The sequence below is a fragment of the Altererythrobacter sp. Root672 genome, assembly GCF_001427865.1.
Classification (GTDB): domain Bacteria; phylum Pseudomonadota; class Alphaproteobacteria; order Sphingomonadales; family Sphingomonadaceae; genus Croceibacterium_A.
Genome location: NZ_LMHH01000001.1, coordinates 720,397 through 732,306, shown reverse-complemented (window position 1 = coordinate 732,306; position 11,910 = coordinate 720,397). Strand labels below are relative to the sequence as shown.

At 64.3% G+C, this 11,910-nt stretch carries 14 protein-coding genes; 8 read left to right on the top strand and 6 right to left on the bottom strand.

The window, feature by feature from the left end:
- Window positions 1-4 precede the first annotated feature (4 nt).
- Window positions 5-1,180, top strand: a complete 1,176-nt coding sequence (locus ASD76_RS03630) for an alpha-hydroxy acid oxidase (protein ID WP_055918609.1) — start codon at window positions 5-7, stop codon at window positions 1,178-1,180.
- 1 nt (window position 1,181) lies between these two features.
- Here ASD76_RS03630 and ASD76_RS03625 read toward each other — a convergent pair whose 3' ends face one another.
- A complete protein-coding gene (locus tag ASD76_RS03625) occupies window positions 1,182-1,904 on the bottom strand; it encodes a sterol desaturase family protein (RefSeq protein WP_055918605.1) in 723 nt (240 codons plus the stop codon).
- Between the two features lie 145 nt (window positions 1,905-2,049).
- On the opposite strand from ASD76_RS03625, the gene ASD76_RS03620 reads away from it, so the two are divergent.
- A complete protein-coding gene (locus ASD76_RS03620) occupies window positions 2,050-2,700 on the top strand; it encodes a TetR/AcrR family transcriptional regulator (protein WP_055922898.1) in 651 nt (216 codons plus the stop codon).
- Here ASD76_RS03620 and ASD76_RS03615 read toward each other — a convergent pair.
- Window positions 2,697-3,203 carry a group III truncated hemoglobin gene (locus tag ASD76_RS03615; protein ID WP_235506497.1) on the bottom strand — a complete coding sequence of 169 codons (507 nt, stop codon included), beginning with the start codon at window positions 3,201-3,203 and terminating at the stop codon, window positions 2,697-2,699. The two genes, ASD76_RS03620 and ASD76_RS03615, sit on opposite strands and share 4 nt — an antisense overlap.
- An 85-nt stretch (window positions 3,204-3,288) precedes the next feature.
- Between ASD76_RS03615 and ASD76_RS03610 the strand changes: the two genes are divergently transcribed.
- Window positions 3,289-3,900 (top strand): peptidylprolyl isomerase, encoded by a 612-nt coding sequence (locus ASD76_RS03610; RefSeq protein WP_055918601.1) that lies wholly within the window; start codon window positions 3,289-3,291, stop codon window positions 3,898-3,900.
- A 4-nt stretch (window positions 3,901-3,904) separates the two neighbouring features.
- On the opposite strand, the gene ASD76_RS03605 is transcribed toward ASD76_RS03610, so the two are convergent.
- The 4 genes from ASD76_RS03605 to sdhC all read right to left on the bottom strand — a co-directional run bounded on the left by ASD76_RS03605 (window position 3,905) and on the right by sdhC (window position 7,296).
- Window positions 3,905-4,429 carry a YqhA family protein gene (locus ASD76_RS03605; protein ID WP_055918598.1) on the bottom strand — a complete coding sequence of 175 codons (525 nt, stop codon included), beginning with the start codon at window positions 4,427-4,429 and terminating at the stop codon, window positions 3,905-3,907.
- 205 nt (window positions 4,430-4,634) lie between these two features.
- Window positions 4,635-6,455 carry a succinate dehydrogenase flavoprotein subunit gene (gene sdhA / locus ASD76_RS03600; protein ID WP_055918595.1) on the bottom strand — a complete coding sequence of 607 codons (1,821 nt, stop codon included), beginning with the start codon at window positions 6,453-6,455 and terminating at the stop codon, window positions 4,635-4,637.
- Window positions 6,452-6,907, bottom strand: a complete 456-nt coding sequence (sdhD, locus tag ASD76_RS03595) for a succinate dehydrogenase, hydrophobic membrane anchor protein (RefSeq protein WP_082553585.1) — start codon at window positions 6,905-6,907, stop codon at window positions 6,452-6,454. The genes sdhA and sdhD overlap by 4 nt, the downstream gene beginning before the upstream one ends.
- 8 nt (window positions 6,908-6,915) lie before the next feature.
- Window positions 6,916-7,296: a succinate dehydrogenase, cytochrome b556 subunit gene (sdhC, locus tag ASD76_RS03590; protein ID WP_055918593.1), complete on the bottom strand. Its 381-nt coding sequence runs from the start codon at window positions 7,294-7,296 to the stop codon at window positions 6,916-6,918.
- A 121-nt stretch (window positions 7,297-7,417) separates the two neighbouring features.
- Here sdhC and ASD76_RS03585 point away from each other — a divergent pair, with 121 nt between their 5' ends.
- The 5 genes from ASD76_RS03585 to ASD76_RS03565 are packed head-to-tail and all read left to right on the top strand — an operon-like array spanning window position 7,418 to window position 11,814.
- Complete coding sequence (locus ASD76_RS03585) at window positions 7,418-8,128, top strand: SDR family NAD(P)-dependent oxidoreductase (protein WP_055918590.1); 711 nt, start codon at window positions 7,418-7,420, stop codon at window positions 8,126-8,128.
- The gene (bla, locus tag ASD76_RS03580) at window positions 8,118-9,011 is read left to right on the top strand and encodes a subclass B3 metallo-beta-lactamase (protein ID WP_235506496.1); all 894 of its coding nucleotides are present in this window, start codon (window positions 8,118-8,120) and stop codon (window positions 9,009-9,011) included. Before ASD76_RS03585 ends, bla begins: the two co-directional genes overlap by 11 nt.
- Window positions 9,008-9,910 (top strand): 50S ribosomal protein L11 methyltransferase, encoded by a 903-nt coding sequence (locus ASD76_RS03575; RefSeq protein ID WP_055918585.1) that lies wholly within the window; start codon window positions 9,008-9,010, stop codon window positions 9,908-9,910. The genes bla and ASD76_RS03575 overlap by 4 nt, the downstream gene beginning before the upstream one ends.
- An 8-nt stretch (window positions 9,911-9,918) precedes the next feature.
- Entirely contained in the window at window positions 9,919-10,581 is a 663-nt protein-coding gene (locus tag ASD76_RS03570; RefSeq protein ID WP_235506495.1) for a DUF2459 domain-containing protein, read from the top strand.
- A 60-nt stretch (window positions 10,582-10,641) separates the two neighbouring features.
- Window positions 10,642-11,814 (top strand): Gfo/Idh/MocA family protein, encoded by a 1,173-nt coding sequence (locus tag ASD76_RS03565; RefSeq protein ID WP_156457531.1) that lies wholly within the window; start codon window positions 10,642-10,644, stop codon window positions 11,812-11,814.
- Window positions 11,815-11,910 lie beyond the last annotated feature (96 nt).

The following is an 11,910-nucleotide window of genomic DNA, read 5'->3' as shown; positions in this document are numbered from 1 at the left end:
GCCCATGAGTGATTTGCGCTACGGGGTCCGCCGCCTGTCGGACTGCCACAAGATCGACGATTTCCGCACCCTGGCGAAGCGCAGACTGCCCTTCCCGGTGTTCCACTACATCGACGGGGCCGCCGACGACGAGCGGACCAAGGACCGCAACACCGCCGCATTCGAAGACGTGGACCTGGTGCCCAACGTCCTTGCCGGGGTGGAGCAGGTCGATCCTTCGGTGACCGTGCTCGGCAAGACCTCGCGCCTGCCGCTAATGCTCTCCCCCACCGCGCTCCAGCGTCTGTTTCACTGGCAGGGTGAGCGGGCGGTAGCCGCGGCGGCGGAGAAGTTCGGGCTGTGGTTCGGCATCTCGAGCCTCGCCAGCGTCGGCATCGGGGAGATCGGGGCCAACTACACCGGCCCCAAGATGCTCCAGTATTACTACCACAAGGACAAGGGGCTGAACGCGGCTCTGCTGGAGAAGGCGCGCGCGGCCAAGTTCGACGCGATCACGCTTACGGTCGACACGATCGTCGGCGGCAATCGCGAGCGCTGCCTGCGCACCGGCTTCACCAGCCCTCCGCGCATCACCGCCGCGAGTGCCTTGTCCTATGCGGCCAAGCCGCGCTGGACACTCGACTATCTGTTCCGCGAGAAGTTCGAACTCTCCAATCTCAAGGACCACGTGAAGGAAGGCAGCAACTTCGCGCTATCGGTCGCGGAGTATTTCAACTCGATGCTCGACCAGACGATGGACTGGGCGGCGGCCGAGAAGCTGCGCGACGAGTGGGGCGGGAAGTTCTGCCTCAAGGGCGTAATGTCGGTCGCCGACGCTCGTCGAGCGGCGAACATGGGCGTCGACGCGATCATGATCTCGAACCACGGCGGCCGCCAACTCGACGGTAGCCGCGCGCCGTTCGATCAGCTTGCCGAAATCGTCGACGCTGTTGGCGACAGGATGGAGGTCATCCTCGACGGCGGCGTCCGGCGCGGTAGCCACGTTCTCAAGGCGCTGAGCCTAGGTGCGACGGCGGTGTCGGGTGGTCGCCTCTACCTCTACGCGCTTGCGGCAGCGGGCCAGGCGGGCGTCGAACGCGCGCTCGGCCTGCTCGAAGCCGAGATCGTCCGCGACATGAAGCTGATGGGCGTGACCCGGATCGACCAGCTCAATCGCGAGAACCTGCGCCCGCGCCGCTAGCTCAGGCGATCTCCTTGCCCACCAGCATCGCGCCCATCTTGCGCGAGGAACCGTCGAAGAAGCCCGCCTCTTCCTGCCATTCGCGCGGGTTGCGGAAGGTGCCGAACAGGATGTCGAAGATCGGGATGTCTCCGTAGTTGTAGGCGTGCACTCCGCGCTGGTGGTGGACCGAGTGGCTCTCCGGCCGGGTGACGAAGTACCCGATCCAGCGCGGGGTGCGGACGTTGGTGTGCTGGAACATGGTGCAGAAGGTCGCTGCGACCACCACCACCAGCGTGGCTTCCGGTGACAAACCGATACCGAGCACCAGCGCGAAGCTACCGAGCAGGGCCCAGCCGATCATGTCGAACGGGTGGAAGAAGAACGCGCCCCAGATGTCCACGCGCTCGGCGCTATGGTGCATCTGGTGGAGCCAGCGCCACAACGGCTGAACGTTGTGCATCGTGCGATGCCAGGCGTAGATCAGGAACTCGTAGAACAGGAACCCGACCGCCACTTGCACGGCGAAGGGCCAGGCCGATCCATTCAGGAGCTGGTACTGGCCGAGGAAGGTATCCCACAGCAGCGGCGAGTATGTCGCCACCGCGAAGTAGGCCAGGGTGAAGAAGATGCCTTTGGCCCGCCAGTAAGGCACGTCCGGGAAGCTGCGCGCTCGCCCGATCATGTCGAGTGCGATGAAGGTTACGAACATGGCGGCGGCGATCAGGTGATAGGTACCGAGCATCGTTCAATTCCCCCAATGGAATTGGTGCCTGTTTACTCCCCTCCCCCTCACCCGAATAGGAGCAACGCGGTCGGTTTTCATTTTGCCCCCGAGAGTATAGGATTTCTGCGGGTTGGCGTGGCTTTGAATGCCGCAGGGGTTGGCGATGAATCTCGAAACCGTACCACAAGTACAGTCACCGGCTTCCAGCAAGGGAGAGCGCACCAAAGCGCGCATCCTGGACGCGGCCTATGACTCGATCATCCAGAAGGGCTTCGCCGGCACCTCGATCGACGAACTGGTCGAAGCGACCGGCATTACCAAGAGCGGGTTCTTCTATCACTTCCGCGACAAGAGCGACCTCGCGCGCCAGCTGCTCGTACGCTTCCTGGCCGAAGACGACGCGGTCATCGACAGCCTCAAGGCGCGCGCCGAACAGCTCGTGGACGATCCGCTCCAGCAGTTCCTGCTGTTCCTCAACCTCTATGCCGAGCTGGTCGACGAGATGGACGCGCTCCATCCGGGATGCCTGGTGGCGGCGGTGGTCTATCAGGAACAGGTGTTCGACGCCGAGGTCCGCCGGCTGAACAGCGAGGCCGTCATGCGGTGGCGCGAGCGATTCCTGGCCTGGCTCGAAGCGATCGACCGCAAGCATCAGCCGGTCACGCCCTTGGACCGCCTGGCGCTGGCCGATGCCCTCAGCGCCATTGTCGAAGGCGCCATCGTGCTCGCCAAGGCGCTCGACGACCGCGCGCTGATGGGGCGTCAGCTCCGATTGTTCCGCGACATGGTCAAGACGACTTACGGCGTCGCCTAGAGCTTAGGCAGTTTCTCGCCTGCCCGCGCACCGGCGAGACCTTTGCGCTGCGTGGCGATCCCAGTGAGCAGGCTGTCGGCAATCATCCGCGCCCGGTTCGCCACTTCCTGCGTCGCTTCGGTTTGCGGCTCTTCCTCGCGCAAGGTGGCGTAGAACAGCTGTAGCCAATGGGCGAAGTGGCGCTCTTCCAATCCTGGGATGGCGATGTGCTTGATCATGGGATTGCCGGCGAACTCGCCGCTGGCATGGAGGACCGAGCGCCAGAAGCCCTTCATCCGATCAAGATGCTTCGCCCAGTCTCCGATCCGCTCGGCGAAGATCGGCCCGAGCAGTTCGTCCTTGCGGATCTTGCCGTAGAACCGTTCGACGAAGCTCGAGATGTACTCGGCATCGACGCCGATCGCTTCGGCCTCTGTCCGTTTGCGTTCGCGCAGCGCCTCGATGTGAGCACGCCGTTCGGCGGCGCTGGGGACCTGCTGCTCGTTGTTCGCTGAGTTAGCCATGCCCGCAAGATAAGTATTCCCGCGCGGATAACCCGCGAATTTTTCTTGGCTGGCAAGCGCTGTCGCTTGTGCCGATAGTCCGCTCATGTTGCATCGATTCGTCATGGCCACTGCCCTGGCCCTCACCCCGGTTTCCGCTTTCGCCCAGGCCACCACAGACATCGTTCTGACTACCGATCAGGGCGACATCGTCATCGCGCTTGAAACCGAACGCGCCCCGATCACGGCGGCCAACTTCCTCCGCTACGTCGACGAAAAGCGGCTCGACGGGACGGTGTTCTACCGCTCGATGCGGCTCAGCAAGGACGAGCCCGACGGCCTTATCCAGGGCGGCACACAGTTCGATCCGGAACGCATCCTGCCCCCGATCGCCCACGAACGCACCAGCGCCACCGGTGTGAAGCACACGATCGGCGCGATCTCCATGGCGCGCTACGAGCCCGGCACGGCCACCGGGGACTTCTCGATCATGGTCACCCCGCAGCACGGCCTCGACGCCGATCCAGCCAGCGAGGACGAGACCTTCCGCGAAGGCTACGCCGCCTTCGGCCATGTCACGCAAGGGATGGATGTCGTCCTCGCCATCTACAACGCCCCGCTCGATCCAGAGAAAGGCCAAGGCTGGATGAAGGGCCAGATGATCGCCCAACCGGTGAAGATCATCTCGGCTCGGCGCGTGGAAGCCGCTACCCAGTAACGGCTTAGTCGGACCCGTGCTCGGCCTTCTCCGACAGGAGTTGGCTCAGGGCAGACGCAACCGTCGTCACCAGGAAGACGGCGTGGATTATCACGAGCCAACGGAGGGCGGCCTCGTTGACGTGGCCGGTCTCGCGCAAGTCCATGAAGGCCTTGAGCAACTCGATCCCGGTGATGGCCACGATCGAGGCGAAAAGCTTGATCTTGAGCCCGTTGAAATCGACCTTGCCCAACCAGGCCGGCCGGTCGGTGTGTTCATCGAGGTTGATCCGCGAAACGAAGCTCACGTAGCCGGTGTAGAGCACGATCAGGATCAGGTTCGCGATCAGCGCCAGGTCGATGAACGACAGCGTCGCCACAACGGCATCATGGACGGTGATCGTCAGCAGGCGGGTGGAGATCAGCCACAGATATTTGACCAGGACCACCAGCAGCATGAGGAGGCAGAAGATCAGCCCGACATAGATCGGCGCCGCCAGCCATCGAGCCGCGAACAGGGTCTTTTCGAAGGCATGTTCGAACTTTTCCATCAGGCGCCGTCCCCCGGTGTTACCCGTAGGTTGGCTATCAGCGTCCCCCAGGGGCGCACATCGGGATTTCCCCTCCCTCAGGCAGGAGACAAGCGACTAGCGCGGCTTGCTCTCAGCTCTCCACACGAACGCATGAATGCGAACGCAAGTCTGCGCTGAAATCGATGCCGACGGCGCGCCCACATGAAAGTGGGCGCCGCCGCGCTTAGTACACCCGCTTCTTCGGCTTGATGTATTCGACGTCGTCGGTGAGCGTGTATTCGTGGACCGGGCGGTAATCGATCTTCACCGCGCCGCCCTTGCCGCCCCAACCGTCGAACCACGCGGCCGTGTGTTTCATCCAGTTCTTGTCGTCGCGCTCCGGGAAGTCCTCGTGCGCATGGGCGCCGCGGCTTTCCTTGCGGTTGTGCGCGCCGTGCAGCGTCACGGTCGCCTGGCTGATCAGGTTGTCGAGCTCGAGCGTCTCGACGAGGTCCGAGTTCCAGATCAGCGAACGGTCGGTGACCGAAACGTCCTGCATCCGCTGGTAGATCTCGCCGAGCTGCGCCTTGCCCTCTGCCATCAGTTCGTCGGTGCGGAACACCGCGGCGTGCTGGCTCATGCAGCGCTGCATGTCGGTGCGGATCGCCGCGGTCGGGGTGCTGCCCTTGGCGTTGCGGAAGTGGTCGAGGCGGGTCAGGGCCAAGTCGGCGCTGTCCTTCGGCAACTCGTCCTGCGCAGCATTCGGCTTGAGCAGTTCCTTGAGCCGATGCCCGGTGGCACGGCCGAACACCACAAGGTCGATCAGCGAGTTCGAGCCGAGGCGGTTCGCGCCGTGGACCGAAACGCACGCTGCTTCACCGACGGCGAATAGACCCGGTACGACCGCTTCGGGATTGCCGGCCGCGTCGATGGTCATGACTTCGCCGTGGTAGTTCGTCGGGATGCCGCCCATGTTGTAGTGCACGGTCGGCACCACCGGCAGCGGCTGGCGGGTCAGATCGACGCCGGCGAAAATCTTGCCGCTCTCGGTGATCCCCGGCAGCCGTTCGGCCAGCACCTTCGGGTCGATGTGATCGAGGTGGAGGTAGATGTGGTCCTTGTTCGGGCCCACGCCGCGTCCCTCGCGGATCTCCAGCGCCATCGAGCGGGAGACGACGTCGCGGCTGGCGAGGTCCTTCGCGCTCGGGGCGTAGCGTTCCATGAAGCGCTCGCCTTCGGAGTTGGTCAGGTACCCGCCCTCGCCCCGCGCGCCCTCGGTGATGAGCACGCCGGCGCCGTAGATGCCGGTCGGGTGGAACTGGACGAACTCCATGTCCTGCAGCGGCAGGCCCGCGCGCAGCACCATGCCGCCACCGTCGCCGGTGCAGGTGTGGGCGCTGGTCGCGGTGAAGTAGCAGCGGCCATAGCCGCCCGTCGCCAGCACCACGGCCTGGGCGCGGAAGCGGTGGATCGAGCCATCGTCGAGGCACAGCGCGATCACGCCGACGCATTTGCCGCCGCTCATGATCAGGTCGATGGCGAAGTATTCGATGAAGAAGTCCGCGTCGTACTTCAGGCTCTGCTGGTAGAGCGCATGAAGCATCGCGTGACCGGTGCGGTCGGCCGCGGCGGCGGTGCGCTGGACCGGCGGGCCTTCGCCCATGTTCTGCATGTGGCCGCCGAACGGGCGCTGGTAGATCGTGCCGTTGGCATTGCGGCTGAAAGGCACGCCGGCGTGCTCCAGCTCGTAGACCGCGTTCGGCGCTTCGCGCACCATGTATTCGATCGCGTCCTGGTCTCCCAGCCAGTCCGACCCCTTGACGGTGTCGTACATGTGCCAGGTCCAGTGGTCGGGCGAGTTGTTGCCGAGGCTCGCGGCGATGCCGCCCTGCGCGGCCACGGTGTGGCTGCGGGTCGGGAAGACCTTGGTGATGCAAGCCGTCTTGAGGCCCGCCTCGGCGCTGCCCATCGTGGCGCGCAGGCCGGAGCCGCCGGCTCCAACCACGATGACGTCATAAGTGTGGTCGACGATCTTGTAGGCGGCCTGAGTGGAAGCGTCGCTCACATCCCGCCTCCCTGGGCTGCGGCAGATGCGGCGGCGGCCGCCGCCATGGCCGCTTGAAGCGCGCCTTCGGTCTCAATGCTCATGACAATCCGTGCGAGGCAGAACAGCCCAAATGCGGCTCCCGAAAAGGCCGCGAGGTTCAAAGTGAGGAGCGCCCCGAAACGAGCACCGCGGTGATGGAGGTAATCCTCGACGAGCACCTGCAGCCCCAGCCGGGCATGCCAGAACACGCTGACGATCAGCAGCGCGATCATGACCGGCGGCACCAGGCCCGACATCCACTCACGCAAAGTGGCGTAAGACATGTCCGGCAACAGCAAGATCGAGAAGACCAGGTATCCGACGACGATCAGGTTGCCCGCCGCGGTATAGCGCTGCTGCAGCCAATGCGCGGCGCCATGATGCGCCGAGCCGTGGCCCCGCACGCGTCCGATGGGAGTTCCGTTGCCCATGTCAGATCCTATCGCAGCACGATCACGGCCCAGAAGGCCGCGGTAAGGACAAGTCCGCTGACAGTGGTGACCACCGACCAGCGATTGTTGGAATCGACCTCGTACCCCGCGCCGATATCCATCACGAAGTGGCGGATGCCCGAAGCGAAGTGGTTGAAGAACGACCAGCTGATGCCGACGAGGACGATATAGCCAACCCAGGAGTCGGCGAGATTCGCGAAAAAGCCATAGGCTTCCGGACCGCTCGCTAGCGCCGCCAGCCACCAGAGCAGGATCGGAAGGCCGATAAGAGCCATCGCGTCCCCAGTGGCGCGGTGCAGAATGGAGACGAGCATGGCCGGCCCCCATTTCCAGATCGACAGGTGCGGAGAAAGCGGGCGTTCGGCCATGGCAAATCCGGTAATCGTGAGTGTGGGTCTCCCTTAGCGGATGCGGCCCGTGAGGCAAGCCGGGTGCCGCGCGCTTCCCCCCATGCTTCCCCAACGCCTCTGTGGCGGCTAGGGATTCCCGATGCCAACGATCCTCGTCACCGGCTCGAGCCGCGGAATCGGCCAGGCAACCTGCGAAGCCCTCCAGGCGCGGGGCGTTCGCGTAATCGGGCAGGCGACGGCGGCGCGGGACGCCGACACCATCGCAGCCGACTTCGCCGATCCGCCCGCGCCGCAATTGGTCTGGGAAGAAGCCCTCGATCGCGCCGGTGGCCGGATCGACGCATTGATCAACAATGCGGGAATTTTCGTTGCTAATTCAATCGATTCGTCCGACATCGCTTGGCTTGATGCCTGGGAGGACACTCTGCGGATCAACCTCACAGCAGCAGCGCAGTTGAGCCGGTTCGCGGTGCGGCACTGGCTCGACAGCGGGCGTGAAGGCCGACTCGTCCACATCGCCAGCCGGGCCGGCCATCGCGGAGATTCGCCAGCTCATTGGCATTACGCTGCCTCGAAGGGCGGTATGCTGGCCATGCACAAGACCATTGCCCGGGCCTACGCCAGCCAGGGCATTCTGAGTTTCGCCATCGCGCCTGGGTTCACCGACACATCGATGGCGGACGACTATCTCGCCAGCCGGGGCGGCGCTGGCCTCCTCGCCGACATTCCGCTCGGCCGCGTGGCCGAGCCCGAGGAAATCGCCCGCATCGCCACTTTCTGCGCGCTCGACGCGCCCGCGAGCATGACGGGTGCGGTGATCGACGCCAACGGAGCCAGTTATGTTCGTTAGAATGGCCGCGCTCGCGGCAGTGCTTGTGGCTTCCTGCGCACCGGCCTCGGCCGACTCTCCGCGTCCTGAAGGCGTTACGATCGAGCAATTCCTGGCCCAATGTCAGGACAAGGACGGCTGGAGCGATCCCGCGCCGCCAGTTCGGCTCTTCGGCAACGTCTACGATGTCGGGACCTGTGGGATCGTCTCGCTGCTGGTCGTCGGAAGCGAAGGACACGTCCTGCTCGACGGAGCGACGAGCGAGGCCGCGCCGCTGATCGCCGCGAACATTCAGCGGCTCGGGTTCAAGCTCGACGAGGTAAAGTGGATCGTAGTCAGCCACGAGCATTTCGACCACGCCGGTGGAGTGGCGGAATTGCAGAAGCTCACCGGTGCAAAGCTCGCGGTGCGCGAAGAACAACGTTTCGCGCTCGAATCCGGCAAGATCGGCGCAGGCGATCCACAGGCAGGCGCGCTCGATCCACTCCCGCCCGCTCACGTCGACAGGATCATGGCTGACGGCGAAAAGCTCACGCTCGGCAATCTTGCCCTGACCTTGCACGCCACGCCCGGCCATGCGCCGGGTTCGACTAGTTGGTCCTGGCGCTCATGTGAAGGAAGCGACTGCCGCGCGGTTGTCTTTGCCGACAGCATCAGCGCCGTCTCATCCGACAGCTATCGCTTCTCCGACCACCCGGAGTACGTCGCCGCGTTCCGCAGTTCGCTCGACAAGATCGCTGCGCTCGATTGCGATATACTGATTACCCCGCATCCCGCCGCCAGCACACTTTACGAACGCCTCGCGGGCGATGCTCCATTGGTGCTCCCCGGCGCCTGCCGCAACTATGCCGACTTCGGACGCGAACGTCTCGATGCCCGGCTCAAATCAGAGCAGAACCGATGAGTTGGAAGTTAGTCGCCTTCGCCCCCAAGCCCATAGTCCAGGCGGCCCTCGCCACGCATGAGGCGATCGACGAGTGGGATCCCGAAGTAATCATCACCGGCGGCGAAATAACCGACGAGCGGCCCAACGATTGGGTGCTGGAAGCCTATTTCGAACACAAGCCGCGCAAGGCTGATCTGACGTTGATCGCGGGCCTGTTCGCCGATGGTGCGCCCAAGCTCGTCGCAGAAGAGCTACCTGACACCGATTGGGTTTCCGAAACCCAAAAGCAGATCGAACCGATCCGCGCCGGCCGGTTCTATGTCCACACGCCCGATCACGAGCCCGATTGGTCGGAGGACGTGATCGACTTCTCGATTCCAGCGGCACAGGCGTTCGGCACCGGCCAACACTCCACCACGGCGGGCTGCCTCGAAATGCTCGACGCCATGAAACGGCGCGGCGTCGTGGTGCGCAACCTGGCGGACATCGGTACCGGCACGGGACTGCTGGCCTTTGCCGCTATGGCGCTGTGGCCAGGCGCCAAGGCCATCGCCAGCGACGTTGACCCGATCTGCGAACCGGTGGTCGTCGAGAACGCCCTGTTGAACTCCGTACCGCTCGGAACGGCGCCGGGCACTCTGGCTATGGTCGTGGCGGAAGGCATGGATGACGCCCTATTGGCGGGCCGCGCGCCCTATGACCTCGTCATCGCCAACATTCTCGCCGGTCCTTTGATCGAGCTTGCCGGCGATTTCGGCGATGCTGTCGCGCCGCACGGCAGCGTTCTGCTGGCAGGCCTACTGGAGACGCAGGAGCCAGCTGTCCGGGCCGCCTATCGCACGGCCGGTTTCCGACTGGCCGCGCGCCTGGTGAACGGCGATTGGTCGATCCTGTGGCTGCGACGGCGGCCCATTTGACGAGGCACATGGGCCGCGCCCTCGCGGCGCTGCTGCTTGGCGTCATTTTAGCTATCTTGCTCTTTGCTGTGGCTGGTTGGATCGGCTCCTCGATCCCCCGCAACTCTGGGTGGGTGGAACCGGACGACGGCGTCGAGATCATGGTCGAGACCAACGGCGTCCACACCGCGTTGATCCTGCCACTCGTGACGCCTGAGAAGGACTGGCGCGTCGATTTCCCGGTGAGCGATGTTGCTCAATCGGGCGAACCCTACACCCACGTCTCGATCAGCTGGGGTGAGCGCGAGGTCTTCTTAAACACGCCCACCTGGTGGGATCTTTCGCCGGGAACTGTCCTGCGTATCATCGGCGTGGGCGGCGAAGGTCTGCTGCATGTGGCGCATTACGTTCGGCCCGCGCCCTCCGAATATGTCCGTCCGCTCACCATAAGCCGCGAGGAGTATCGCCGCCTTGTAGCGGCCATCGAGCAGTCGCTGCCTCAAGGCCAGAAGGTTCGACACGACGGCTATGGTCCGCAGGACGTGTTCTACGACGCGCCTGGAGAATACACGGCCTCGAACACCTGCAACCAATGGACCAGCGACATGCTCGCCAAGGCCGGCGTGCGCACCGGTTGGTGGACACCGTTTGCTGGGGGCGTGACCAAATGGGTGCCCGAAGCCGGGACGTGACATAGCTTCGATTTCATGCATGTTAGCGCTACCGTCAAAGAACGGATGGGAGAGAGCGCCATGAGCCATTCCGAAAACGAAACCGACCTCGACCGCCGCAAGCTGCTGGTCGCAGCAGGACTTGCCCCGCTCGCTTTCAGCGCAGGCCGGGCCTTCGCGCAGGAATCGCGCGGCCAACCGCTCCCGCAAGGCGCAGTGCTGCCGGAACCGCCGGCCAACCAGATGCGCTGGGCCATAGTCGGGCTCGGCAGCTTCGCCATCGGCCAGGTCATCCCCGGCTTCGGTGACGCCCAGCGTTCGCGCATGACGGCGTTCGTCTCCGGCAACCCCGACAAGGCACGCGACCTCGGCGCAAGGTTCGGCGTCTCAAAGTTCTACGGCTACGACAACTTCGACGAGATCGCGCGGAACGAGGAAATCGACTGCGTCTACATCGTGCTGCCGGTCGGGCTTCACGCCGAGTACACGATACGCGCTCTCAAGGCCGGCAAGCACGTTCTGTGCGAGAAACCGATGGCCTCGACGTCGGCGGAATGCGAGGCGATGGTCGCGGCGGCCAAGGCCAATAACCGCCAACTCGGCGTTGCTTACCGGGTCCATTTCGAACCGACCAATCTCGAAGCTCAGCGCCGTATCAAGGCGGGTGAACTCGGCACCATGCGCCATGTCCAGTGCGACCACGGCTTCAACGCCAACCCGCAATTCCCGCCCCACAAGTGGCGGCTGGAGAAGGCGCTCGCCGGCGGAGGATCGATGTTCGACATCGGCATCTACGGGCTCAACACCTCCCTGATGATGACGGAAGGGGATGCGCCTGTCGAAGTCTCCGCGGTCTACTCTTATCCGCGCGACGATACCCGCTTTGCGGAAGTCGAAGGCGGGATCGACTGGCGCCTGCGCCTGGCCAGCGGGATCAGCGTGCAGGGCTCCAGCTCGTATTGCTACAGCCCCTACATCTCGCGGCAGCGATACTTCGGCTCGCAAGCCTCGATCGAGATGCAGCCGGCCACGACCTATGACGACAACAACCTCATCCTGCAGGGCAATGCCCGCATCGATGTCGGCGCGGGCAACCCGCTCGGGCAGTTCGCGGCGCAGATCGATGGCTTCTCCGACGCCGCGCGCGCCAACACTCCTCACCGGACAACTGGTGAGATGGGCTTGCGCGACTTGCGTCTGATCGAGGCTATGTACCGCAGCGCCGACGCCGGGGGAGCGGTCGTAAAGGTCTAGGCCATAGTGTGGACGTAATGTGCCGCTAGAGGATTGAAGTCAGGTCGAAAACCCGCGGGATCGGGTTGCGCACGATGGGTTGGGGGTTTCTCGATG